We start from the raw sequence: 22,334 nt of genomic DNA on the forward strand, positions 1-22,334 counted from the left end.
ACCCGTCCGGCGTCCGGGCCGCGGTCCGGGGCCTCAGCCCGACCGTTCGGGAGGGAAGGACATCTGCGGATGGTGCGGCACCTCGGGCGACGACGTGTCGAGGGGCACCGAGACCGAGCGGACCAGGCCCAGCTGCGTCGACTGCCGCGGCAGGACGGCGTCGAGCACCCAGTCCGCCGCGGTGCGCAGCCTGTTGCCGGGCATCGACAGCAGGTGGTAGCCGCGGGTGATCGTCTTGGCGGGCAGCCCGGAGAGGCGCAGGTGCAGCGGGTTCGCCGCGGCGTCGGTGCTGCCGAGGTCGACGAGGAACCCGAGGTCCCGGTGGCGGTAGCGCCGGGCCCGGCCGCGCCCGAGGGACGCCGCGACGTTGCGGCCGGCCAGCTTCCCCTGGCGCTCGGCGTGCTGGGCGGTCATCGCGGTGAACTTCCCGGGCCTGCCGGGGTCGGGGACCGCGGCCGCGTCGCCGCACGCGAACACCTCGGGGTGCCCGGGCACCGTCAGGGTGGGATCCACGACGACCCGTCCCTCGGCCAGCTCGAGGCCGACGTCCTCGATCAGCGGGTCGGGGCGGACACCGACACACCACATCAGGGTGCGCGTCGGCACGTGCTCGCCGCTGTCCAGCCGGACGCCGTCGGAGGTCACCTGTTCGACGGTCTCGCCGGTGCGCACCTCGACCCCCCGCTCGCGCAGGACCTGGTCGGCGGTCGCCGAGAGGTGCTGGTCGAGACCGGCGAGCACCTGACCCCGGCTGACGAGCACCCAGCGCACGTCGTCCTCGTCCAGCCCGCGGGCGCGGGCCAGGTCGCGGGTGAACAGCTGCCCCTGGGCGGTGACCTCGGTGCCGGTGTAGCCCGCGCCGACGACGACGAAGGTGCACCGGGCCCGGCGCTCCTCGGGGTCGTCGCTGCCGGCCGCGAGCGCGATCTGGCGGATCAGGTGATCGCGCGTGTAGAGGGCTTCGGGGATGCCGCGGAAGCCGTGGGCGAACTCGCTGAGCCCGGGGATCGGCATGAGCTTGTGGACGCTGCCGACGGCCAGGACGAGGCGGTCGTAGGACGTGGCGTGGTGCCTGCCCTCCGGGTCCATCCACCGCACCGTGCGCTGCGCGAGATCGAGCTCGTCGACCTCGCCCTGGGCGTGGGTGACCGAGGACGGCAGCGTGTCGTCCAGCGACACCGAGATGCGCCGGGGTTCCAGGACGCCGCTCGCCACCTCGGGCAGGAGCGGCAGGTAGAGGAAGTAGTTGGTCGGGCTGACCAGGACGATCTCCACCGCGTCGCCCATGGTGCGCGACAGGGAGCGGGCCGCGTTGTACCCGGCGAACCCACCACCGACCACGACCACCCGGGGACGTGATCCCGCCCGCGGTGTGTCCGCACCCGTACCCCACTGCTTCCGCATCATGCGGCAGGCTTCCCCGGCGAGCGCGTCGATCACACGGGCCGGCACCTCGTCGCCGCCACGGGCCGCCGGACGAGCCCCGAGGACCGCACCGCCGGCCGTTCCCCGAGGGCGGACCACCGGTGCCCGTCCCCCGCCGGCGCGGGACGGTCGGCGCCCCTCGCCCGACGGCCGGCCCCGGCCGTCCGCGACACCGAACGGCTCCGGTCACGCCCGCGCCGGCGACCGATCGCCAGCCCCACGCAGGTGAGCCCGAGCAGGACCGCGAACGCCGTGCGCTCGCCGACGGTGACGGACGCGCCGAGCGCGACGGTGCCCGCCACGAACCCCGCGACGACGTTCTTCGTGATCATCGTGCCCACTCCTCCTGGACTCGGCTCCGTTCTGGAGGTGGGACACCGGCCGGGCCGCGGACGGCAGGGTGGTGATCGTCACGGGCCGGTCTGCTCCGGAACCGCGCTCTGGCGACCCAGCGAGCTCAGGTACCGGATCGGCGGGATCAGCAGCCGGTAGATCGGGCGCACCGCCTGCCCCGGGAGGCTGCCGTGGCGTTCCTCCTCCCAGACCCGGGCGCGCGGGTGCTCCTCGAGCAGCCGGTCCGCCAGGGATCGGGGCGCGCCCGTGCGTCCGGTGGTGCGCATCTCGATGCGGCTCAGGTGCTTCGTGCTCATGAAGCCGTACTGGCTCGGGCTCACGAGCCGGGCCGGCGCGCCGTGGTCGGCGTCGAGCGGCCGGCCATCGAGGTTCTCCGCGATCAGGACGTTCGCGGCCAGGGCGTCCTCGAGGGTCGCGACCGACCGGTGGCCGTCCAGTCCGACGAAGGCCACGTGGGTCACCGGGGCACTCCGGTCGAGCACCGGCTCGATGACCTCCCGGAAGACGGTCTCGAAGGCCACCCCCTCCCACCGGAGGTCGACCGCCGACCACCCGGCGACGCAGTGGAGGTCGGCGCGGATCTCACAGCGCGGCAGCCGGGCGAGGTCCGCCGAGGTCATCGAGACCGCGGTCGTCACCGCCCCGCCGACCTCGATCGCGTGATCGGGAGGGATCTCCGGGGGCGGGTGGTGGAGATGGGTGCCGAACCTCGGGAACCCCTCGACCGGGCGCTGGCCCGGCGGCATCCGCAGGCCGTGGCGCGTCGTGATGCTCATGGTGACCTCGTCTATACGACGTCGTATACCGGGCTCGGGACGCTACCAGCATGTGTACGGTGCCGTATAGAAGTGGGTCCGACGGAGAGGGCGATTCATGGCGGTGGCCCGCACGGCCCGGCACCGGTGGATCGACGAGGGACTGCAGGCGCTGGCCGCGGGCGGCCCGGACGCGGTCCAGATCGAGTCGCTGGCGCGGGCGCTGGGCGTCAGCAAGGGCGGCTTCTACGGCTACTTCGCCGACCGGCGCGCCCTGCTGGACGAGGTGCTCGACACCTGGGAGTCCCGGAGCACCGAGCGCGTCATCGAGCAGGTCGAGCACGAGGGCGGCGACGCCATGGACCGGGCGCGGCGGGCCGCCGAGCTCACCTTCAGCGTCGAGCTGCGGCCGATCGACCTCGCGGTGCGGGACTGGGCCCGCCGGGACACCGCGGTCGCCGAGCGCCTGCGACGCGTCGACAACGTCCGGATCGCCTACCTCCGCACGCTGCTGGGGCCGGTCTGCGCCGACGACGAGGACCTCGAGGCCCGCTGCCTGGTCGCCTTCTCGGTGGCGATCGCCGACCGGCTCATCGCCGCCGACCACGGGACCCGCACGCGCTCCGACGTGCGGAAGGCCGTGCGGCGGCAGCTCTTCACCCCGGCGCAGGAGGCACCGGTCGTGCTCGCGGACCGCGGGGACGGGTCACTACCGTCGGGAGGATGACGGGGTCGGGGACGCGCGGCGGTACGCAGATCACCAGTCTCGAGCAGTTGCGGGCGGTCGTCGGCGAGCCGATCGCCCGTGCCCGGACCAAGGTCCGCGCGACGCTGGACGACGTCGACCGCGCCTTCATCGCCTGCTCGACCCTGCACTTCCTGGCCACCACGGGGGCGGACGGCTCGCTGGACGTCTCCCCCAAGGGCGACCCGGCGGGTGCGGTGCTCGTGGCCGACGACCGGACCGTGCTGCTGCCCGACCGTCCGGGCAACCGCCGGGTCGACGGGATGATCAACCTCCTCGACGACCCCCACGTGGCGCTGCTGTTCCTCGTCCCGCGGCGCGGCGACACCCTGCGGGTGAACGGGCGGGCGCGGCTCCTGCTGGACCCGGAGGAGGCGGCGGCGTTCGAGATCCGCGGGCACCGCCCGCGCATCCTCACCGAGGTCACCGTCGACGAGGTCTTCTTCCACTGCCCCAAGGCCCTCATGCGCTCCCACCTCTGGGACCCGGACGCATGGCCGGCCGTCGACCTCCCGAGCGTCGCCGAGATCGCGCACCGGACCAGCCCCGACTCCTCGCTCGAGGACCTCGAGACCCGCTACGCGCCGGAGAACTACCGCAAGCTCCTGTACTGACTCTGGTTCACTGCGCCGGGTGGGCCGCGCGGAACGTCATCCGGCGGGCGGCATCCTGGACGCCGCCCGGGAGCTGGTGCTCGGCGAGGGCCTGCGTGCCGCGACGGTCGACCGCATCGTCGTGGCGAGCGGGGCACCGAAGGGCTCGATCTACCACCGTTTCGGGACGGTGGACGACCTGCTGGCCACGATGTGGCTGCGGGCGGTCCGGGCCTCGCAGGCCCGGTTCCTCGCCTCGCTCGAGGGCGAGGACGCGGTCACCCTCGGCGTCGCGGCCGCCCTGAGCCTCTACGACTTCGCCCGCGAGGAGCCCGACGACGCGGCGCTGCTGATCCTCCTCCGCCACCAGGACGTCGGGAGGCACCTGCGCGACGAGGAGCTCTCCCGGCAGCTCGCGACGGTGAACGCCCCGCTCGAGCGCGCCCTGGAGGACCTCACGACCCGGCTCCACGGCCGGGCGACCGCCGCCGCGGTCGAGCAGACGGTCCTCGCCGTCGTCGACCTCCCCCTGGGGGCGGTCCGCCGTCATCTCCTCGCCCGCCGGCCGCCTCCGCCGGAGCTGCGTGATCCGCTCGGTCGCGCGGTGCGGGCGGCCCTGCCGCAGGCGTGACGACCTCCGCCGTGAGGGGTGCCGATCAATTAGACGGTCTGGTCTACTAAGGCGGTCGGGCAACGAGGGAGGTCCCCGATGTCGGAGCGACGGGCGATGACGGGACGCGTGCGCTGGGGCCCGTGGGCGGGCGTGATGCTGTGCCTGTGCTGGGCACCGATGGCGGTGGCGGTCCCGAGGTTCCCCGACCTCCGGTCCGCGGGCACCGTGGTCGGCTACTGGTCCACCGACCTGGCCACGATGCAGGTCGTCGCGCTCTCGGTGAGCGTCGGCTACCTCTTCCTGCTCGTCTTCCTGGGCGCGCTCGCGGCACGGCTCGGCACCGATGCCCGCGTCCGCGCGTGGTCGTGGACGGCGGTCGGCGCGGCGTGGATGTTCACGACGGCGCTGAACGTGGCGATCGGCCTGGTCCTGGCCGCCGGCCTGGTGGCGGGTGTCGACCCGGCGAGCGCCTACGCCCTGCACGTGGGCGGGTTCGTGCTCGCCGCACCGGCCGCGTTCGCCGGGGTCGCGTTCTTCCTGGCCGTCGCGGTCGTGGCGTTCTCCTCCGACGTCCTGCCCCGGTGGTCGGGGTGGCTCGCGCTCGTCGGGATGGTGGCCAACGTGGGCGCGGTCGGGGGCGTGGGCACCCTCACGGGCCCGTGGAACTCGGGCAACGGGGTCCTCGGGGGGATCGCCGCACCGCTAGGGCTGCTCCTCGTGTGGATCCTGGCGATCAGCGTGTGGTGGCTGCGCGAGCCCGGCGACCGGTCCCCGGCTCCCGCGGTGGCCGAGGGGGCGCGGTCGTGACGCGCGGCCCGCGACCCCGCGACACCGACGCCCTCGCGGCGATCTTCGCGGCGGCCGGCGTGGCCCACTTCGCGGCGCCGACCGTCCTCCACCCCGTCGTCCCACCGTGGATGGCGACGTGGGCGCGACCCGTCGTCGCCGTCTCGGGTGCCGCCGAGCTGGCGGTCAGCGCGGCCCTGCTCCACCCGGCGACCCGGCGGCGGGGCGCGCAGGGCGCCGCCGGCCTGATCGCGATCTTCCTCGTCACGCACGTCGACGCCGCGCTGCGGACGCGACCGGATCGTGGGCGCTGGATCGAGCGTCCCACCGGGGTGACGCTGCGCCTGGTCAGCAACACGGCGTTCGTGGCCTGGGCCCTGACGGTGGCCCGGTCCGCGGGTCCGCGATGACGCCCGAGGGCGAGCGACACGTGGTGGTCGCTGCCGCGCTCGTCGACCACCGGGGCGTCCTGCTGTGCCACCGCCGGCCGGACCGCCCGTGGTACCCCGACGTGTGGGACCTGCCCGGAGGGCACGTCGGCCCGGACGAGACGGCGCGCGCGGCCGTGGACCGCGAGTGCCGCGAGGAGCTCGGCGTCCGGCTCCTGGAGGCGACGGGGGTCCCCGTGAGCACCGGCGACCCGCTCGTCGAGCTGACGCTGTTCACCGTGCGGGCGTGGGTCGGGGTGCCCACCAACACCGCCCCCGAGGAGCACGACCGCATCGCCTGGTTCACCCGAGCGGCCCTCGACACCGCGCGCCTCGCCAGCGATCGCTACCGTCCCCTGCTCGCGAGAGCGATGGAGCCGCCACGATGACCGTTGACCTCGAGGCGCGTTACCACGCCTACCTGGCCGTCCTCAACGAACGACGCCTCGACGACCTCGCGCAGTTCGTGCACGAGCGCCTGACCTACAACGACGAGGAGATCACCGGGGGCGGGTACCGAGACATGATCGCCGCCGACATCGCCGCCGTCCCCGACCTCGTGTTCGACCCGCACCTCGTGGTCGTCTCCGGGGACCGGGTGGCGTGCCGCCTCGTCTTCCGGTGCACGCCCCGCGAGGAGTTCCTCGGGTTCACGCCGGACGGCGAGCAGGTCTCCTTCGCCGAGCACGTCTTCTACCGGTTCGACGAGGGCCGCATCGCCGCGGTGACCTCGCTGATCGATCGCTGGTCGATCGCGACCCAGCTCCGGGACCGCGCGCGACCCTCGCGGTGATGCACCCACCACGGCACCATCTCCGAGCATGAGCGCTCCCGGGGGACCGACGCTGATGCGACCGGCGGGCCCGGTGGACGGGACGGGGCTCGGGGCCTACCTCGAGCACCTGTCGTCGACGCGTGGCCTGGCGTTCGACGACCACCGGGACCTGTGGCGCTGGTCGGTGTCCGAGCCCGAGGCGTTCTGGGCGTCGATCTGGGAGCACTACGGGGTGCCCGGGAGCTACGAGCGGGTGCTCGGCTCGTCGTCGATGCCGGGCGCACAGTGGTTCCCGGGAGCCCGGGTCAACTACGCCGCGCACATGATGGGCACCGACGCCGACACCGACCGCCCCGCGATCATCGCCCGCTCCCAGACGCGCGGGCCGCGCGAGCTCACGTTCGGCGAGCTGCGCGAGCAGGTGGGACGCGCCCGCGCCGGCCTGCAGCGCCTCGGCGTGGGGCGCGGCGACCGGGTCGTCGGGTACCTGCCGCACGTCCCCGAGACGATCGTGGTGTTCCTGGCCGCCGCGAGCCTCGGGGCCGTCTGGGCGGCGTGCGCGCCGGAGTTCGGCGCGCGCAGCGTCGTCGACCGGCTCGGCCAGCTCGAGCCGACGGTGCTGCTCGCCGTCGCGTCGTACCGGTACGGGACCAAGGAGATCGACCAGCGCGACGAGCTGGCCACGATCCGCGAGGGGCTGCCGAGCGTCCGGCACGTCGTCGGGCTGGACTACGGTCCGCACCCGGTGCCCGACGCGATGGCGTGGGACGAGCTGCTCGCCGAGCCCGGGGAGCTGTCCTTCGACGAGGTCCCGTTCGACCACCCGCTCTACGTGCTGTTCTCCTCGGGCACCACCGGGCTGCCGAAGGCGATCGTGCACGGCCACGGCGGCATCCTGCTCGAGCACCTGCGGCTGTTCGGCCTGCACTTCGACATCCGTCCCGGCGACCGGACGCTGTGGTTCACCACCACCGCCTGGGCGATGTGGAACATCACCATCTCGGTGCTGCTGCACCGCGGCGCCGTCGTGCTGCTCGACGGCAACCCGCTCTGGCCGGACCTCGAGGCGCAGTGGCGACTCGCGGCGGAGACGGGCGTCGCTCTGCTCGGCGCCAGCCCCGGGTACCTCACGGCCTGCCGTAAGGAGGGTGTCGTCCCGCCGCGGTGGCCGGAGCTCCGCCAGCTGGGGACCACGGGGGCGCCGCTGCCCCCGGAGGCCTTCGACTGGGTCTACGAGCACCTCGGGCCCGACGTCGTCCTCAACCCGTTCAGCGGCGGCACCGACGTGTGCAGCGGCTTCGTCGGCGGCGGGACCTGGCAGCCCGTCTACCGCGGGGAGATGTCCGGCCCGGGGATCGGCCACGACGTCGCCGCGTTCGACGAGGACGGCCACCCGGTGGTCGGGCAGCTGGGCGAGCTCGTGGTGCGGGCGCCGATGCCGTCGATGCCGGTCGGGTTCTGGAACGACCCGGACGGCGAGCGCTACCGCGAGGCCTACTTCGACACCTACCCGGGCGTCTGGCGCCACGGGGACTGGGTGCGGTTCACCGACCGCGGCAGCTGCGTGATCACCGGGCGGTCGGACGCGACGCTGAACCGAGGCGGCGTGCGGCTGGGCACCGCCGAGTTCTACGACGTCGTCGAGGACATGCCGGAGGTCGCCGACTCCCTGGTCGTGCACCTCGAGGACGACGAGGGCGGATCGGGCGAGCTGCTGCTGTTCGTCGCCCTCGTGCCCGGCGCGGAGCTGGACGACGACCTGCGCGCCCGTATCGCGAGCGGGCTGCGTCGGCACCTGTCCCCGCGCCACGTCCCGGACCTGATCGCGGCCGTCCCGGCCGTGCCGCGGACCCTGACCGGCAAGAAGCTCGAGCGTCCGGTCAAGCAGGTGCTGCGCGGCCGTCCGGTGGAGGAGGTGATCAGTCCCGACGCCGTGAGCGGGGCCGACGCCGTGCCGGCCTTCCTGGACGCCTACCGGCGGTAGCGATCGCGGCTCAGGCCGGGGACGCCGGCACGGCGTCGCGCAGGAGGCCGGTGGCGGGGTGGCAGTTGACGTACTCGTAGTACTGCTCGCCCGCGTCGAACACCGAGACCTCGTGGTAGAGCCGCAGGGTCGGGAGCCGTTTCGCCGTGCTGACGAACGCGACGAAGACCCGCAGGTGGCTGGGGTGGGTCTCGGCCCACTGCTCGAGCCGGTCGAGCGAGCGCCAGTGGGAGATGGCGTAGGTCTTGTCGGTCGGCACGCCGTCGAGGTCGACGGAGCGGACGTAGCGGTTGCTGTAGCAGCCGAGGCGGTGCCCGCGGTCGCGCAGGAAGTCCATGGCCGCCCGCAGCGCCGGCTCGATCTCGGTCAGGTACAGCTCGCGTTCGTCCGGGTCGGCGTCCGGCCACTCCTGGCCGGAGCGGATCAGGGCCACGTTGTCGTGACCCCGGACGATCACGCGTCCGCCGCGCGCCGGGTCGCCCTCCGCCGACAGCTCCCCCGCCGGGCGCATCCGGTCGGTCTGGGAGAGCGGGATGCGGTCGCGCATCGAGCCCCAGTAGGCGTGCTCCTCGACCTCGTCGCTGACGCCGTCCATCACCCCGCCGACGCCGGGGAGGCGGTCGGTGAACGGGTAGAGCGTCTCGAACTGGTCGACCCGCGGGGAGGCGATCTCGCGGAAGAAACCGACGTTCGCGGTGAGCCGGTCGTCCGAGTCCCACCACCCGGCGACCTCGGGCCGCGCGAGCCAGCGCCCGTAGGTGTCGGGGTCGCGCCAGTAGCCGACCGCGACGAGGTTGTCGTAGCCGGCCGCGTCCTCGTGATGGGTCGTGTCCCAGGCGCCCGGGCCGTCGTCGCGGCCGAAGAGGTCGACGATGTGGCGCAGGGCCGCGAGCGCCTCGGCCCGGTGCTCCTCGCCGCGGAACTGCACGCCGAAGTAGCCCATCACCACCTGGGTGAGGTCCTCGGCGCCGCGCGCGACCCACACCGGGAAGGGCGGCCGGTAGTCCTCCCCCGCCCTCCGCGACAACGTGCGCGGGCACTGCAGGTGGGTGTCGATCGCGGATTCCACGCGCGCCTCCCGGGGCGGTCCGTGCGGGGCGGGGACGTCGCCATCTCACCATCGATCGACCGGAACGCGATCGCACGACGGTCGCGAGGGCGGCGGTGCCCGCACCGACCCGGCCCTCCGCGGACGCACGGTGAGTCCAGGGTCACCAGGTGATCCGGTGACGAAGAGGCCTGCCCGTTCGTCGTGCGGGAAGTCCCCTGCCATACCCCCTTCCTGAGGAGCCCGCCCGTGTCCGATCGTCACGTCACGCCCACCGACGACGGCTGGGCCGTCGAGAAGCCCGACGCCCAGCGTCCGAGCGCCAAGACCCCGACCCAGGCCGAGGCCGTGAAGCGGGCCGTGGAGATCGTCGCCAAGGACGGCGGCGGTGAGGTCGTCGTCCACGGCACCGACGGCAAGGTCCGGGAGTCCCGCACCGTCGCGTCGGACGCCCAGGACACCGCCCGCACCGCGGCCGCCCTCGCCGCGAGCGCGGCGGGCGAAGGCGCGCGCACGACCGCCTCGGCCGCGGCCGCCGAGGTGTCCGACACCGCCGAGGACGTCGCCGACGACGCGTCGGTGACCGCGAAGAAGGTGGCCGGCCACACCCGCGCCGGGGCCGAGCACGCCGGCGCCACCGCCGACGCCGCCGCCTCCGGGATCGGCGAGCAGGTCGACGCCGTCAGCCGCGGCGAGAAGAGCCTCGAGGCCGCGGCCGACGACGCCGCGACCATCGCCGAGACCGCCGGCGCGCAGATCACCGACCAGGTCGACGAGACCGGTCGTGAGGTCGCCGGCGAGACCCGCGCCGCGGGCCGCCGTGCCGTCGCCCGCGTGGACACCACCGCCGGCGAGGCCGGTGACCAGCTCGTGTCGGGCGCCGACCGCGCCGCCACCATCGGTGCGGGCGTCGGCGAGCAGGCCGAGACGGCGGCCGACCGCGTCGGCAAGCAGATCCACGCCGTCACGGAGTCGGCGGCCGCACCGCTCGACGAGCTCGCGAAGGCGCTCAACCCGGTGCGCATCGCCGGCCGCGTGGTCGGCGTGGTGGCCGCGGGCGGTCTGTCCCTCGTCGGGCGCGGCGCCTCCCGTGGCACTGCCGCCGCCCAGCGCGGCGCCCGCAAGGTCGCGCCGCGCTGACGGACCCCGAGCCGTTCCGCCCCGGGCGCCGACAGGCCGTCGGCGCCCTACGGGCGGACCGGGTCAGAAGTACGTCTTGCGACCTCCGACCCCGCGTCCCACCGCACCCAGGATCGTGAGGATCAGGCCGACGACGGCCAGGATGATGCCGATCGTGTAGAGGATCGGGATGCTGAGCACGTAGCCCAGGATGATCAGGATGACGCCGAGGATGATCACGAGCGGTTGCTCCTCACTCGGGCAGCGGTGCCCGCAGTAGCCGATTCGTCACGCGCTGAGACAGCCCGTGCGGCGGGATGGGACCACAGCGAGGGCTCGGGAGCACCGAGGCGCACCGACCTCGTCCGGGTGTTCAGCCCGGCGTGTCGTCGAGATCACGACCGGGTCGGGTGCATCTCCTGGGTGCCGATGACGCGCAGCAGGTCGAACTTCTCCCGCGCGTCGGTGCCCTCGGTGGGGAAGAGCACGAGCAGCGCGAGGTCGGACTCCGGGGTGAGCAGGACCTCGCAGGTCACCGCGACGAGGCCGACCTCGGGGTGGTGGAACCGCTTGCGGTCGGCCCGGCGCTCGGCGACCTCGTGGCGCTCCCACAGCGTCGCGAACTCGGGGCTCGCCGCGCGGAGGTCGGTCACCAGCGAGGTCACGTCCGCGTCCCCGCCCCGTCGCGACCACACCGCCCGCAGGTCGCGCACGTGCGACGCCGACAGGTCCGCCCGGTCCTCGGGCGGGCACATCTCGCGCAGGGCCGGATCGGTGAACCAGCGCCAGGCCCCGTTGTTGGCGCGCCCCGGCTCCGGCGCGAGCGGGCCGCTCAGGGCGTCGGCGAGCCGGTTCTGCCAGAGGACCTCGGTGAGGTCGCTGAGCACCAGCACGGGCACCTCGGTGAGGTGGTCGACGAGGCGCATCAGACCCGGGGGGATGTGCCGGCCGGCGCGGCGCGGGGGCGGGGTGAGGCCCGCGAGGTGGAACAGGTGGTCGCGCTCGTCGACCTCGCAGCGCAGCGCCCGGGCCACCGCCGCCACGACCGACGCGGACGGGTGCGGCCCTCGGGCCTGCTCGAGGCGCGTGTAGTAGTCCGCCGAGACCCCGGCGAGGGCCGCGACCTCCTCCCGGCGCAGCCCCGGCGTGCGGCGCCGCGCTCCCGGCGGCAGGCCCACGTCGGCCGGGCGGAGGAGCTCGCGGCGGCGGCGCAGGAAGTCGGCGAGCCCGGCGCGGTCGATCACGTTCCCCAGCATCGGCGCCCGGGGCGTCCCCAGCCAGGGTCGACCGCTCCCTGGATCGCTCGACCCTGCCCGTCCGCGCTCCCGCGACGCACGGTGGAGCCATGACGACCTCCTCTGGGCACTCCCCCGAGCACTCCCCCGCACGGCGCCACCTCGGCCGCACCGGCCCGCAGGTCACCTCGCCCGGCCTCGGCGCCATGGGCCTCTCCGGCGCGTACGGCCCCGTCGACGACGACGAGGGCGTCCGCGTGATCCACGCCTACCTCGACGCCGGCGGCACCCTGATCGACACCGCCGACTTCTACGGCAGCGGCCACAACGAGGCGCTGATCGGCCGCGCGCTGCGGGGCCGTGACCGCGACGACGTCGTGCTCTCGGTGAAGTTCGGCGCCCGGCGCGGGCCCGACGGCACGCTGCAGGGCGTCGACGCCCACCCCGCGGCGCTGCGGAACTTCCTCACCTACTCGCTGCAGCGCCTCGGCGTCGACCACGTCGACGTCTACCGGCCCGCCCGCCTCGACCCGTCCGTGCCCATCGAGGACACCGTCGGGGCGATCGCCGAGCTCGTCGAGCAGGGCTGGGTGCGCCACGTCGGGCTCTCCGAGGTCGGGGCGGCGACGATCCGGCGGGCCGCGGCGGTGACCCCGATCAGCGACCTGCAGATCGAGTACTCCCTGCTCCAGCGCGACCTCGAGGACGAGATCCTGCCGACCTGCCGCGAGCTCGGCGTGGGGATCACCGCCTACGGGGTCCTCTCACGCGGCCTGATCGGCGGCAGCGGCACGCTCGAGGGCGGCCGTCGCATCACGCCCCGCTTCGCCGACGGCAACCGCCAGCACAACGAGGCCCTGGTGGCGCGGCTGGCGGACGCGGCCGGGCGCCGGGGTGCCACGGTCGCGCAGCTGGCCCTCGCGTGGGTGGCGGCGCGGGGCGACGACATCGTGCCGGTGGTCGGCGCACGGCGGGTCGCGCAGGTGACGTCGATGCTCGAGCCGTTCACCCTGTCCGCCGAGGAGGCCACCGAGCTGGCCGCGCTGATCCCGCGCGGCGCCGTCGCCGGCGAGCGGTACCCGGCATTCGCGATGGCCGATCTGGACAGCGAGCGGCGGACCACCGCCTGACCTCGCCTCCCGGCTCGTGGTGCCGCTCACAGCGCCTTGAGTGTGCCGTGGCGGCACGGCCTGTCCTGGACCGGCACACGCCACCGGGAGGACCAGATGACCGTGACTCCGCAGCACCGCGACCACACCGGGGACGAGCCGGACGGGACCCCGACCGGCCCGCCGCCGGCCGCCGCGCCGGCGGCCTCGGGGCCCACCGTCCTCGACCAGATGGGCGGCCCGCGGGGGTTCGTCTACTCCTCGCTCCCCGTCGTCGTGTTCGTCGCCGCGAACACGTTCCTGTCGCTGCCGGTGACGATCGGGGTCTCGGTCGCGGTCGGACTGGCGCTGACCGTGCTGCGCCTGGTGGGCGGGGAGCGCGTGAGCAGCGCGGTCGGGGGCCTGGTCGGGCTCGCCGCCGCCGTGGGCGTCGTCGCGTGGACGGGGTCGGCGAAGGACTTCTTCGTCATCGGCATCTGGGCTGCCCTCGCCGGCTTCGTCGTCGCCCTCGGGTCGGTGCTCGCCCGCCGTCCGCTGACCGGGGTGGTCTGGAACCTCGTGCACGGCGGCACCCACGACTGGCGCGCCGACCGCGCCGTGCGGCGCTGGCACGACATCGCGACCCTGTGGGCGGCGGCCGTGTTCGGGGCGCGGTTCGTGGTGACGGAGTGGCTCTACCTCGCCGACTCCACCACCGGGCTCGCCGTCGCCAAGCTCGCCCTGGGCACCCCGCTGACGATCCTGGCCGGCCTGGTCGTCGTCTGGGCGTTCCGCCGGACGAGCACGCGCCTGCTCGGCAAGGATGGGTCGTGAGCACCGGGACACCGTCCACGACGGCACCGTCCCGGACACCCACGGCGGGACGACCCCGCTCGCGACGAGCTGCTCGGACCGGCCTCGTTCCCCGACCGTGACCGGCGGTTGCGCCCATCGGCCCTACCCCGCCTCCGGCCCCCGGACGAGGCTCGTCGGCACATCCGTGTCGGGGGCGAACAGGGAGGACGCGATGGGTGACGAGGGCGCGGCCGGGAACGGGGCCGCGGCGGGGACGGGAGCCCCGGCGAAGGACCGGCGGATCCCGTGGTGGGGCGTCGGCTTCGACGTGGTGCGCCGGGGCTACGACCGCGGCCAGGTCGAGGCGGCCCTCGACCGCGCCCAGGCCGACCTGCGGGTGATGACCGCCGACCGCGACGCGATGGTGCGCGCCGAGGAGCAGGCACGCGCGGGGCTCCGGGACGCCCGGGCCGACGTCGACCGGATGGTGTCCCGGCCCCTCGCCCTCGACGGGGTGTCGACCCGGCTGCAGCACCTGCTGCGGCTCGCGCAGGAGGAGGCGGACGAGGTCCGCGAGCAGGCCGCCGCCGATGCCGGGGCGGTCGCCGAGCGGGTCCGCGAGCGTGCCCGGGCGACCGAGGCGGAGGCCCTCGCGCGCGCGGACCGCATCGTCGCCGACGCCGACGGCCGGAGCCGCGCCCGCCTGACCCACGCCACCGAGCAGGCCGCGTTGATCGTCGCCGAGGCCGAGAAGCAGGCCCGGGCCCTGCGCCGCGACGCCGAGCGCGCCCGCGACGACGCCGAGCGCCAGCACGAGGAGCTCCTCGCCGAGCAGCAGGAGCTGGTGGAGCGCACCCGCGCCGAGGTCGCGCGGCTGGAGGACGAGGCGGCGGCCGACCGGCGGCGACGGGACGAGGACGCGCAGACCCGGCGGCACCGCATCGAGGAGGACGTCGAGACCGCCCTGGCCGCGCGGCGGGCGGAGGCGGCCGCGCTCCTGGCCGACGCCGAGGACCGGCGCCGTCGGGCGGAGGAGCGCGCCCGTGCGGCCGAGCAGGAGGCGGCCACCCGGGTCGACGCCGCCACCGCGGCGGTGGGCGCCCTCGAGGAACGCCGTCGCCGGGCCGCCGCCCAGCTCGACGAGCTCAAGCGGGCGCTCGACCGGCACGCCCTCGACGAGCCCGAGGACGACCCGGCCAGCCCCCCGGTGCTCGTGTCCGCCGGTGGTGACCAGGGCGTGGCCTGACCCCTCAGATCTGGGCCTGCTCGCGGGTGTGGGCGACGAACGTCGTCGCGGCCGGGCCGAGGGTGTCGTCGCGCCGGAGCACGAGGTAGAGGCAGCGCTCGATCGGGTCGCCCTCGAGCCGGGCGGTGCGGACGTCGCTGCGGGCATGGCGCTCCAGCGCCCACGAGCTGACGACGCCGACGCCCTCACCGGCGGCCACGGCCTCGATCACGCCCTCGTTCGTGTCCCGGATGACCCACTCCTGGTCGGAGATCAGGGGCGTACCCCGGGCGGCGAGGGCGTCGGTGAACGAGCGCCGCGTGCCGGAGCCCTCCTCGCGCTCCACCAGTGGCGTCGCGGCGAGCTGCGCCACGCTCACCGGCGCCGAGGAGTCGAGCGCGTGCCCGCGCGGCACCGCCAGCACGATCTCGTCGGCCGCGACGACCTCGGCGTCCAGGTCGTCGCCGTCGGGCTCGGCGCCCGCGAACCCCACCTCCGCGCTCCCGTCGCGCAGGGCCGCGAACACCCCCGCCGAGTCCGTGACCACGGCGTCGACCACCACCTCGGGGTGATCGGTGGTGAACGTCTCGACGAGGTCGGGCACGAGGAACTCGCCCGGGATGCTGCTCGCGGACACGGCCACGGCGGTGGCCGAGGCGTACGGGTCGTCGACGTCGACGGGGTCGGCGATGTCGTCGGGGGCGGTCATGCGGTCCTCCTGGGGGTCGTGCGGCACGTCGTCGCGCCGTGGGACGGGTGACGGCGTACCCACGATGGCCGCTCGGATCGCACCCGCTGCACCCCGGTCGTCACCTCATGCGACAGCTGTCCCCTCGAGCTCGACCATCTGGCCGGGGATCGCCAGCCGCGTCACGCCGAGCATCGTGGTGGGCGGTGCCGCCCCGGCGGCGCCCAGCCGCGACGCGAGCACGCCGTAGTGCTGGAGGAGCAGGTCGACGTCGGTGGTGTAGACGGTGAGCCGGACGAGGTCCGCCGCCGCCATGCCGGCCGCGCCGAGCACGGCCTCCAGGTTGTCCAGACTCAGCGCCAGCTGCGCCGGGAGGTCGCCGTCGTGCCGGGGCTCGCCCTCGCGGCTCATCGCCGTCTGCCCCGCGCAGTACAGGGTCCGGGTGTGCCCGGAGACGAGCTCGCCCTGGTTGAACCCCATCGCCAGTGACCACGTCACCGGGTTGACCGCCGTTCGCTCCATCGCTCCACCAGCTCCGATCCGCGTCGTCGCGTCCCGTCGGACGCCGTGATGGACACCCTCGCGACGAAGGACGACATCTCGTGTCGTGATTTCGCTACCGTCCCGGTGTGCGGGCCGACCGGTTGATCTCCCTGGTGCTGTTGCTGCGCCGGCGCGGGCGGTCGACGGCCGAGACACTGGCCCGCGAGCTGGACGTCTCCACCCGCACGGTGCTGCGCGACATCGAGGCGCTCTCCGCTGCCGGTGTGCCGGTCTACGCCGAACGCGGCCGGCACGGCGGCTTCGCGCTGCTGCCCGGCTACCGCACCGAGCTCACCGGGCTCCACCACGACGAGGCACTGGCCCTGCTGTCGGCGGGGTCGGGGCGCGGTGAGCAGATGGTCGGCCTCGGGCCGGCGCTCGCGTCGGCGATGCGCAAGGTGGTCGACGGGATGCCCGACGGGCACCGGGACACCGCGAGCGAGGCGGCCCGGCGCATCCTCGTCGACCCGGAGACCGACCTGCTCTCACGCCGGCTGGCCGCCGACGAGGTGCCGGACACGACGATGGGTGAGGTCCGGCGCGCCGTGGTCGCCGGACGCCGGCTGCGCCTGCACTACGCGGCCACCGACGAGGCGCCGCGCTGGCGCACGGTGGACCCGATCGGCCTGGTCACCGTGCGGGACAAGGGCTACCTGCTCGCCACGCGGTCCGGGGCGGACCGGACCTACCGGCTGTCGCGGATCCTCGCCGCGCAGGCGCTCCCCGAGCCGGCGCACCGCCCGCACGAGGTCGACCTGGACCGGCTCTGGCGGGAGCGGTGCGCGCAGTTCCTGGCCGGCAGCGAGACGCTCGTCGTGCAGGTCCGGGTGGATCCCGCCCGGCGTGAGGAGCTGCTGGGCACCGCGCTCGCCGTGCGCGCGGAGGCACCCGACCCCGACGGCCGGCTGCGCCTGGAGGTGACGTTCCAGGACGCCCGCCACGCCGAGTGGGCCCTGTGGCAGCTCGGCGCGGACGCCGAGGCCGTGGATCCGCCGTCGGTGCGGGCCGCGCTGCACCACCGCGCCGCCGCCACGGCCGAGCGCTACGCGGTCTGAGGCGCGGGCGTCACCGAGCTCGTCCGTCCCGCGTCCACCCGTGGACGGTGAGCACCGCGTCGGCGAAGGCCGCCGGCGCCTCGTGGGGCAGGGCGTGGCCGGCGTCGACGACGCGGTGCTCGCGGCGGTCGGTGAACAGGGCGCCCTGGTCCGCGGTGCCGCCGGGCTTGAGGGTGTCGGTGGCGCCGTCCAGTGTCACCGCCGGCACCGTGATCGGGGGACGCCCGGCGAGCCGTTCCTCGAGCGCCTCGTGGGCGGGGTCGCCCTCGGCGTTGCCCAGGGCGTGGCGGTAGGCGTGGACCACGACGTCCACGAAGTCCGGGTTGTCGAAGGATGCCGCGGTGCGCTCGAACGTCGCGTCGTCGAACCGCCAGCGCGGCGACCACTGCGACCAGAGCAGACGGCACAGCTCGCGTCGGTGCGCCGCCAGCCCGAGCCGGCCCCGCTCGGTCTGGAACAGGTGCTGGTACCAGACGGCGTGCTCGACGGCCGGCTCGTGCGCCCCTCGTTGGCCGGCGATGTCGATGATGTCGTAGCTCGCCAGCGACACGAGTCCCGTCACCCGGTGCGGCCACAGCGCGGCGACGACGCACGACGAGAGCCCGCCCCAGTCGTAGCCGGCGAGGATCGCGGCGTCGAGGCCCAGGGCATCGAGGAGGGCCAGGAGGTCGGACCCCAGCGCGGCCTGCTGCCCGCTGCGCGGCGTGCTCGCGGACAGGAACCGCGTCGGCCCGTGCCCCCGCAGGTACGGGCGCACGACCCGTGCGCCGCGCGCCGTCAGCAGCGGCACGACCTCGTCGTAGGCGTGCACGTCGTAGGGGAAGCCGTGGGAGAGCACGACCGGCCACCCGTCGGTGGGCCCGTCCTCGACGTACGCCATCGCGAGGACCCCGGCGGTGACGATCTCCACGGCGCACCTGCCTTCCCGGTCGGGTCGAGGTCGTCGCGAGGGTAGGACCGCGTGTCACGCTGCGCCCGTGACCCCGACCGTCGCCGACGTCGCCACCGCGCTGCGCCGGCTCGCCGCCGAGTGCGGCGAGGACGTCCTGCCCGGCGCGTCGGACGAGGAGATCGCGGCCCTCGTCCGCCGCGTCGCCGACCTCGGGGCCTCCGTCCCGGCCGACCACCGGGCCCTCCTGCGCGACCAGGACGGCTTCGAGGCCGACGGGCTCCGGGTGTTCGGCACCACCGCCCGGCGCCTCACACCCAACGCGGTGCTCCCCGCCCTGGACGACGTCGCCCGCGACCTCGAGGGCGGCGAGCTCGACGAGCACCTCGTCCTCGCCCAGGGCAGCAGCGCCCTGTACGCCGTCCACCGGCGGAGCGGCGCCTTCCACGAGCTCGACGTGGTGCCCGGCCAGGTGCTCGCCGTGCACCCCGACCTCGCGACCCTGCTGATGACCGCCGTCGGCACCCGGAGCCGACCGCGGCCCGGTCCGGCGTGACGGTGTTCGCCGCGACGACGCCCGCCGTACACCCGGGGCGACGCTGACGGCGTGGACGACGACCGCGGCCCCACCCAGGTCGCCGGCGGGTCGTCGCCGCGGCCCACTCCCCCGCGTGGCCTGCCGCTGCCGCGGCGGGTCGAGTTCTGGGGCGACCCGCCGTCGGCGACCGTGGTGGTGGCGCTGGCCTTCGCGGTGGTCCGCGACCCGGGTGGGCGGGTCCTGCTGGCGCGGCGGATCGACACCGGCAACTGGGAGCTGCCCGGGGGCGCGATCGAGCCCGGCGAGACGGCCACCGGCGCCACCGTGCGCGAGGTGCTCGAGGAGACGGGCGTGGCGATCGCGGTGAGCGGGCTCGCCGGGGTCTTCTGCGACCCCGCCCACGTCATCGTCTACCCGGAGTCGGGGCAGGCCCGCCAGCAGCACGTGACGCTCCTGCACGCCGTCCCCGCCCCCGGCACGGCCGCCGGACCGCGGCCCGACCACCGCGAGACCGACGACGCCCGGTGGGTAGAGCCCGACGACCTCGCCACCCTGCCGATCCACCCTTCCGTGCACCGGCGCCTCGACCACGCCCTGCGCCACCTCCGTGGCAGACGCCGACGTACGTGGAGTGAGTCCCGGGACGCTCGGCGCCGGTGTCAGGACGTCGGCGTCGTCTCGCGGGATCCCTGCTCCACCCGCCGCCGGCCGACGAGGGCGAGCAGGAACAGCACCGTGCCCACCACGACGAAGGCGCCGCCGAGCAGCCAGATCTCGAGCGACTGCTGGGTGAGGAGCACGACGCTGGCGACGATCGCGAGGACCGGGACGACGGCGGGCACCCGGAAGTGCTCGTGCGCCACCTCGTCGCGCTTGAGCACGAGGCACGAGACGTTCGTCGAGATGAACACGAACAGCAGGAGCAGCACGGTGGTGTCGGCGAGCGTGCTGATGGTGCCGACGAAGCTCATGCCGATCGTGGCCGCGCCGACGGCGACGATCGCCACCCAGGGCGTGCGCCGGGTCGAGGCGACGATGCCGAACACCGACGGCAGCAGGCCTGCCTCGGCGAGCCCGTAGGTCGCCCGGCTGGCCATGACCATGAACAGCAGCGCGCCGTTGGCGATCGCGACCAGCGCCACCAGCGAGAACAGCCACCCGGGGATCGGCAGCCCGGACGCGGTGATCACCTCGAGCAGCGGGCCGGTGGAGGTCGCCAGGACGTTCGGTTCCACCACGATCGCGGCCCCGAGCGCGATCAGGAGGTAGACGAGGCCCGCGGTGGCGACCGCCCCGAACAGCGCGCGGGGATAGGCCCGGCTCGGCCGCTTGACCTCCTCGGCCATGTTCGCCGCCGCCTCGAAGCCGAGGAAGGAGAAGAACGCGACCACCGAGGCGGCGAAGGCGCCGACGAGGAGCGGCTGGTCCGGTGACGGGGTGAGGATGCGCGCCGGATCGCCGCCGCCGCTGCCGAACACGATGGCCGCCACGACGATCACCAGCACGAGCCCGCTGGTCTCGATGATCGTCGCGGCGGCGTTGGCGGCCAGCGACTCGCGCACGCCGCGGAGGTTGATGGCGGTCAGGAGCAGCAGGAACACGACCGTCACCGGGACGACCGGCAGGTCGACCAGCGCCGCGAGGTAGTCACCGGAGAACGCGTTCGCCAGCAGGGCCGCGGTGACGATCCCGGAGGAGAGCATGAAGAAACCGACGAGGAAGGTGAGGAACGGCGTCTTGTACGCCCGCTCCGCGTACCGCGCGGCACCCCCGGCGTGCGGGTACTTGCTGATCATCTCGGCGTAGGTCCCGGCGGTCAGGAGTGCCACGACCAGGGCGATCACCAGCGGCAGCCACAGCACGCCGCCGACGTCCGCGGCCATCGTCCCGACGAGCGTGTAGATGCCCGCGCCCAGCGTGTCCCCGACGATGAAGAAGAAGAGCAGCACCGTGCCGACGGTGCGTGCGAGCTTCGTGTCCTCATCCGCCGATCCGGTCGTCGCTCCCCCGTCGCTCATACGACGAATGGTCGCTCACACGGCGCCGGTCCGCGGGGCGGGCGACCCGGTGTCGGGGCGTCAGGACGTCCAGGTGCGGAGCCACACGGTGTGCGGTGAGCGGCGCAGCTCGGCGAGCGCGTCCTCGGGGATCGCCGACTCCGTGTCGGTGAGCACGTAGCCGCGCTCGCCGCGGGTCGAGAGCCCCTGGCTGACCACGTTCACCCCGGCGTCGAGCAGCAGCTGGTTGATGCCGGCCAGCACGCCCGGGGTGTTGATGTGCAGGTAGCCCAGCCGGGAGCTGCCCGGCGCCGCCGGCAGCGCCACCTCGGGGAGGTTCACCGAGAGGGCGGTGACACCGGTGCCGATGAACTGCAGCAGCTTGGTGGAGACGAAGCCGCCGATCTCCTCCTGCGCCTCCTGGGTGGACCCGCCGACGTGCGGGGTCAGGATCACGTTGTCCAGCCCACGCAGGGGCGACTCGAAGACGTCGCCCTGGGCCTTGGGCTCGATCGGGAACACGTCGAGCGCCGCCCCGGCGATGTGGCCCGAGAGCAGGTGCTCCCGCAGCGACTCGTCGTCGATCACCATGCCGCGCGAGGCGTTGATGAAGATCGACCGCGGCTTCATCAACGCGAACTGCTCGGCGCCGAACAGCCCCGCGTTCCCCGGCCGCCCGTCCACGTGCAGGCTCACGATGTCGGCCTCGGCCAGCAACGCCTCCAGCGACTCGACCTTGCGGGCGTTACCGTGCGCGAGCCGGTCGGCGGTGTCGAAGAAGATCACCCGCAGCCCGACCGCCTCGGCGATGTTCGACAACTGGGTCCCGATGTTGCCGTAGCCCACGATCCCCAGGGTGCGGCCGCGGAACTCGTGGCTGCCGCGCGCCGACTTGTCCCACACACCCTCGTGCATGCGCGCGTTCTTCTCGGGAAGGCGCCGGACCAGCGCGATGATCTCCCCGAGCACCAGCTCGACGACGCTGCGGGTGTTCGAGAACGGCGCGTTGAACACCGCCACCCCGCGCTCGGCCGCCGCACCCAGATCGACCTGGTTGGTACCGATGCAGAAGCACCCCACGGCCAGCAGATCCTTGCCGGCCTCCAGCACGTCGGGGGTGATCGTGGTGTTCGACCGAATCCCGAGCACCGACACCCCGGACAAGGCATCGGCCAGCTCGGGCCCGCTCATCGCGCCCGAACGGGCGTCGACCTCGAGACCCTGGGCACGGAACGCCTCGGCGGCGACGGGATGGATGTTCTCCAGGAGCAGGGCTTTCACGCCGCGAGCGTAGGCCCGGGCGCGGAGGGACGGGCGGGACGGCCGGGCGGAGCGGGCTCCCACGACGTCAGCGGGGGACCTCGCGCATCGAGACCACGCGCAGCCCGAGCGCCCGGAAGCGGGCGAGGATGCCGTGGAGGTGGGCCTCGTCGAGGACGTCGCCGTGCATGACGGTCTCGGGCACCGCCTCGGACACCTCGAGCTCGTCGAACTCACCCGCGACGTCCTCGGAGAGCCTGCCCTGGACGCGGAACTCGTAGCGGCCGCTGGCCATGTGCGGCCTCCCCGGGCTCGCTGTCATCGAGGGACACGATGGCCGTACCGGGTGCGGGTGCGCCTCCTCCGCCGGGGATGAGCCGGGACGACGGGGCGGTG

26 protein-coding genes and 1 pseudogene are annotated in these 22,334 nt (G+C 74.6%); 15 read left to right on the forward strand and 12 right to left on the reverse strand.

What is annotated here, in order from left to right; translation table 11 throughout:
- Positions 1–33: 33 nt before the first annotated feature.
- The 3 genes from PH191_RS14110 to PH191_RS14120 form a co-directional block, all read right to left on the reverse strand.
- The gene (locus PH191_RS14110; RefSeq protein ID WP_274195302.1) at positions 34–1,404 is read right to left on the reverse strand and encodes an NAD(P)/FAD-dependent oxidoreductase; all 1,371 of its coding nucleotides are present in this window, start codon (positions 1,402–1,404) and stop codon (positions 34–36) included.
- A 32-nt stretch (positions 1,405–1,436) separates the two neighbouring features.
- Positions 1,437–1,757, reverse strand: coding sequence for a hypothetical protein (locus PH191_RS14115; protein ID WP_274195227.1), 321 nt, complete (start codon positions 1,755–1,757; stop codon positions 1,437–1,439).
- A 78-nt stretch (positions 1,758–1,835) separates the two neighbouring features.
- Positions 1,836–2,555: a molybdopterin-dependent oxidoreductase gene (locus tag PH191_RS14120; protein ID WP_274195228.1), complete on the reverse strand. Its 720-nt coding sequence runs from the start codon at positions 2,553–2,555 to the stop codon at positions 1,836–1,838.
- 97 nt (positions 2,556–2,652) lie between these two features.
- Between PH191_RS14120 and PH191_RS14125 the strand changes: the two genes are divergently transcribed.
- The 8 genes from PH191_RS14125 (at position 2,653) to PH191_RS14160 (ending at position 8,458) form a co-directional block, all read left to right on the forward strand.
- Positions 2,653–3,261, forward strand: a complete 609-nt coding sequence (locus PH191_RS14125; RefSeq protein WP_274195229.1) for a TetR/AcrR family transcriptional regulator — start codon at positions 2,653–2,655, stop codon at positions 3,259–3,261.
- Positions 3,258–3,893 (forward strand): MSMEG_1061 family FMN-dependent PPOX-type flavoprotein, encoded by a 636-nt coding sequence (locus PH191_RS14130; RefSeq protein WP_274195230.1) that lies wholly within the window; start codon positions 3,258–3,260, stop codon positions 3,891–3,893. The genes PH191_RS14125 and PH191_RS14130 overlap by 4 nt, the downstream gene beginning before the upstream one ends.
- A 19-nt stretch (positions 3,894–3,912) precedes the next feature.
- On the forward strand, positions 3,913–4,503 hold the full coding sequence (locus tag PH191_RS14135) for a TetR/AcrR family transcriptional regulator (RefSeq protein ID WP_274195231.1): 591 nt from the start codon (positions 3,913–3,915) through the stop codon (positions 4,501–4,503).
- Between the two features lie 78 nt (positions 4,504–4,581).
- Complete coding sequence (locus tag PH191_RS14140; protein WP_274195232.1) at positions 4,582–5,292, forward strand: hypothetical protein; 711 nt, start codon at positions 4,582–4,584, stop codon at positions 5,290–5,292.
- On the forward strand, positions 5,289–5,681 hold the full coding sequence (locus PH191_RS14145; protein ID WP_274195233.1) for a DoxX family protein: 393 nt from the start codon (positions 5,289–5,291) through the stop codon (positions 5,679–5,681). Before PH191_RS14140 ends, PH191_RS14145 begins: the two co-directional genes overlap by 4 nt.
- Before the next feature lie 20 nt (positions 5,682–5,701).
- Positions 5,702–6,088 (forward strand): NUDIX domain-containing protein, encoded by a 387-nt coding sequence (locus tag PH191_RS14150; protein ID WP_274195234.1) that lies wholly within the window; start codon positions 5,702–5,704, stop codon positions 6,086–6,088.
- Positions 6,085–6,492: an ester cyclase gene (locus tag PH191_RS14155; protein WP_274195235.1), complete on the forward strand. Its 408-nt coding sequence runs from the start codon at positions 6,085–6,087 to the stop codon at positions 6,490–6,492. Before PH191_RS14150 ends, PH191_RS14155 begins: the two co-directional genes overlap by 4 nt.
- Before the next feature lie 28 nt (positions 6,493–6,520).
- Positions 6,521–8,458: an acetoacetate--CoA ligase gene (locus PH191_RS14160; RefSeq protein WP_274195236.1), complete on the forward strand. Its 1,938-nt coding sequence runs from the start codon at positions 6,521–6,523 to the stop codon at positions 8,456–8,458.
- Between the two features lie 10 nt (positions 8,459–8,468).
- On the opposite strand, the gene oxdA is transcribed toward PH191_RS14160, so the two are convergent.
- Positions 8,469–9,527 (reverse strand): aliphatic aldoxime dehydratase, encoded by a 1,059-nt coding sequence (gene oxdA, locus PH191_RS14165; RefSeq protein ID WP_274195237.1) that lies wholly within the window; start codon positions 9,525–9,527, stop codon positions 8,469–8,471.
- Positions 9,528–9,755: 228 nt separating this feature from the next.
- Here oxdA and PH191_RS14170 point away from each other — a divergent pair, with 228 nt between their 5' ends.
- Complete coding sequence (locus tag PH191_RS14170; protein ID WP_274195238.1) at positions 9,756–10,646, forward strand: DUF2188 domain-containing protein; 891 nt, start codon at positions 9,756–9,758, stop codon at positions 10,644–10,646.
- A 63-nt stretch (positions 10,647–10,709) separates the two neighbouring features.
- Here PH191_RS14170 and PH191_RS14175 read toward each other — a convergent pair whose 3' ends face one another.
- Together PH191_RS14175 and PH191_RS14180 are read right to left on the reverse strand one after the other, a co-directional pair.
- On the reverse strand, positions 10,710–10,865 hold the full coding sequence (locus tag PH191_RS14175) for a DUF6131 family protein (protein ID WP_274187030.1): 156 nt from the start codon (positions 10,863–10,865) through the stop codon (positions 10,710–10,712).
- Positions 10,866–11,020: 155 nt separating this feature from the next.
- Complete coding sequence (locus PH191_RS14180) at positions 11,021–11,869, reverse strand: helix-turn-helix transcriptional regulator (protein ID WP_337994062.1); 849 nt, start codon at positions 11,867–11,869, stop codon at positions 11,021–11,023.
- 101 nt (positions 11,870–11,970) lie between these two features.
- On the opposite strand from PH191_RS14180, the gene PH191_RS14185 reads away from it, so the two are divergent.
- The 3 genes from PH191_RS14185 (at position 11,971) to PH191_RS14195 (ending at position 14,989) form a co-directional block, all read left to right on the forward strand.
- The gene (locus PH191_RS14185; protein WP_274195239.1) at positions 11,971–12,990 is read left to right on the forward strand and encodes an aldo/keto reductase; all 1,020 of its coding nucleotides are present in this window, start codon (positions 11,971–11,973) and stop codon (positions 12,988–12,990) included.
- Between the two features lie 96 nt (positions 12,991–13,086).
- Entirely contained in the window at positions 13,087–13,782 is a 696-nt protein-coding gene (locus tag PH191_RS14190; protein WP_274195240.1) for a DUF3159 domain-containing protein, read from the forward strand.
- A 193-nt stretch (positions 13,783–13,975) separates the two neighbouring features.
- Positions 13,976–14,989 carry a coiled-coil domain-containing protein gene (locus PH191_RS14195; RefSeq protein ID WP_274195241.1) on the forward strand — a complete coding sequence of 338 codons (1,014 nt, stop codon included), beginning with the start codon at positions 13,976–13,978 and terminating at the stop codon, positions 14,987–14,989.
- A 4-nt stretch (positions 14,990–14,993) separates the two neighbouring features.
- Here the strand turns inward: PH191_RS14195 and PH191_RS14200 are convergent, their stop codons facing one another.
- Both PH191_RS14200 and PH191_RS14205 read right to left on the reverse strand, forming a co-directional pair.
- The gene (locus tag PH191_RS14200) at positions 14,994–15,677 is read right to left on the reverse strand and encodes a LysR substrate-binding domain-containing protein (protein WP_274195242.1); all 684 of its coding nucleotides are present in this window, start codon (positions 15,675–15,677) and stop codon (positions 14,994–14,996) included.
- A gap of 105 nt (positions 15,678–15,782) precedes the next feature.
- The gene (locus PH191_RS14205) at positions 15,783–16,178 is read right to left on the reverse strand and encodes a RidA family protein (RefSeq protein WP_274195243.1); all 396 of its coding nucleotides are present in this window, start codon (positions 16,176–16,178) and stop codon (positions 15,783–15,785) included.
- A gap of 107 nt (positions 16,179–16,285) precedes the next feature.
- On the opposite strand from PH191_RS14205, the gene PH191_RS14210 reads away from it, so the two are divergent.
- Positions 16,286–17,254, forward strand: a complete 969-nt coding sequence (locus PH191_RS14210; RefSeq protein ID WP_274195244.1) for a helix-turn-helix transcriptional regulator — start codon at positions 16,286–16,288, stop codon at positions 17,252–17,254.
- 10 nt (positions 17,255–17,264) lie between these two features.
- Here the strand turns inward: PH191_RS14210 and PH191_RS14215 are convergent, their stop codons facing one another.
- Entirely contained in the window at positions 17,265–18,164 is a 900-nt protein-coding gene (locus PH191_RS14215) for an alpha/beta fold hydrolase (protein ID WP_274195245.1), read from the reverse strand.
- Between the two features lie 67 nt (positions 18,165–18,231).
- On the opposite strand from PH191_RS14215, the gene PH191_RS14220 reads away from it, so the two are divergent.
- Positions 18,232–18,699, forward strand: coding sequence for a hypothetical protein (locus PH191_RS14220; protein ID WP_274195246.1), 468 nt, complete (start codon positions 18,232–18,234; stop codon positions 18,697–18,699).
- A 195-nt stretch (positions 18,700–18,894) separates the two neighbouring features.
- Positions 18,895–19,248, forward strand: a pseudogene (locus PH191_RS30100) (NUDIX hydrolase); the annotation flags it as partial.
- A gap of 92 nt (positions 19,249–19,340) precedes the next feature.
- On the opposite strand, the gene PH191_RS14225 reads toward PH191_RS30100, so the two are convergent.
- The 3 genes from PH191_RS14225 to PH191_RS14235 all read right to left on the reverse strand — a co-directional run bounded on the left by PH191_RS14225 (position 19,341) and on the right by PH191_RS14235 (position 22,233).
- Positions 19,341–20,699: an APC family permease gene (locus tag PH191_RS14225; RefSeq protein WP_274195247.1), complete on the reverse strand. Its 1,359-nt coding sequence runs from the start codon at positions 20,697–20,699 to the stop codon at positions 19,341–19,343.
- Positions 20,700–20,759: 60 nt separating this feature from the next.
- A complete protein-coding gene (serA, locus tag PH191_RS14230; protein ID WP_274195248.1) occupies positions 20,760–21,959 on the reverse strand; it encodes a phosphoglycerate dehydrogenase in 1,200 nt (399 codons plus the stop codon).
- 67 nt (positions 21,960–22,026) lie between these two features.
- On the reverse strand, positions 22,027–22,233 hold the full coding sequence (locus PH191_RS14235) for a hypothetical protein (RefSeq protein ID WP_274195249.1): 207 nt from the start codon (positions 22,231–22,233) through the stop codon (positions 22,027–22,029).
- Positions 22,234–22,334 lie beyond the last annotated feature (101 nt).

The sequence above is a fragment of the Actinomycetospora callitridis genome, assembly GCF_028737265.1.
GTDB lineage: Bacteria > Actinomycetota > Actinomycetes > Mycobacteriales > Pseudonocardiaceae > Actinomycetospora > Actinomycetospora callitridis.

Coding starts and splice junctions, on each gene's coding strand:
- PH191_RS14200 (WP_274195242.1), bottom strand. CDS start 15,677: ATGACCGCCCCCGACGACATCGCCGACCCCGTCGACGTCGACGACCCG.
- PH191_RS14235 (WP_274195249.1), bottom strand. CDS start 22,233: ATGGCCAGCGGCCGCTACGAGTTCCGCGTCCAGGGCAGGCTCTCCGAG.
- PH191_RS14160 (WP_274195236.1), top strand. CDS start 6,521: ATGAGCGCTCCCGGGGGACCGACGCTGATGCGACCGGCGGGCCCGGTG.
- PH191_RS14155 (WP_274195235.1), top strand. CDS start 6,085: ATGACCGTTGACCTCGAGGCGCGTTACCACGCCTACCTGGCCGTCCTC.
- PH191_RS14110 (WP_274195302.1), bottom strand. CDS start 1,404: ATGCGGAAGCAGTGGGGTACGGGTGCGGACACACCGCGGGCGGGATCA.
- PH191_RS14205 (WP_274195243.1), bottom strand. CDS start 16,178: ATGGAGCGAACGGCGGTCAACCCGGTGACGTGGTCACTGGCGATGGGG.
- PH191_RS14195 (WP_274195241.1), top strand. CDS start 13,976: ATGGGTGACGAGGGCGCGGCCGGGAACGGGGCCGCGGCGGGGACGGGA.
- PH191_RS14120 (WP_274195228.1), bottom strand. CDS start 2,555: ATGAGCATCACGACGCGCCACGGCCTGCGGATGCCGCCGGGCCAGCGC.
- PH191_RS14225 (WP_274195247.1), bottom strand. CDS start 20,699: ATGAGCGACGGGGGAGCGACGACCGGATCGGCGGATGAGGACACGAAG.
- PH191_RS14115 (WP_274195227.1), bottom strand. CDS start 1,757: ATGATCACGAAGAACGTCGTCGCGGGGTTCGTGGCGGGCACCGTCGCG.
- PH191_RS14130 (WP_274195230.1), top strand. CDS start 3,258: ATGACGGGGTCGGGGACGCGCGGCGGTACGCAGATCACCAGTCTCGAG.
- PH191_RS14125 (WP_274195229.1), top strand. CDS start 2,653: ATGGCGGTGGCCCGCACGGCCCGGCACCGGTGGATCGACGAGGGACTG.
- PH191_RS14190 (WP_274195240.1), top strand. CDS start 13,087: ATGACCGTGACTCCGCAGCACCGCGACCACACCGGGGACGAGCCGGAC.
- PH191_RS14185 (WP_274195239.1), top strand. CDS start 11,971: ATGACGACCTCCTCTGGGCACTCCCCCGAGCACTCCCCCGCACGGCGC.
- PH191_RS14140 (WP_274195232.1), top strand. CDS start 4,582: ATGTCGGAGCGACGGGCGATGACGGGACGCGTGCGCTGGGGCCCGTGG.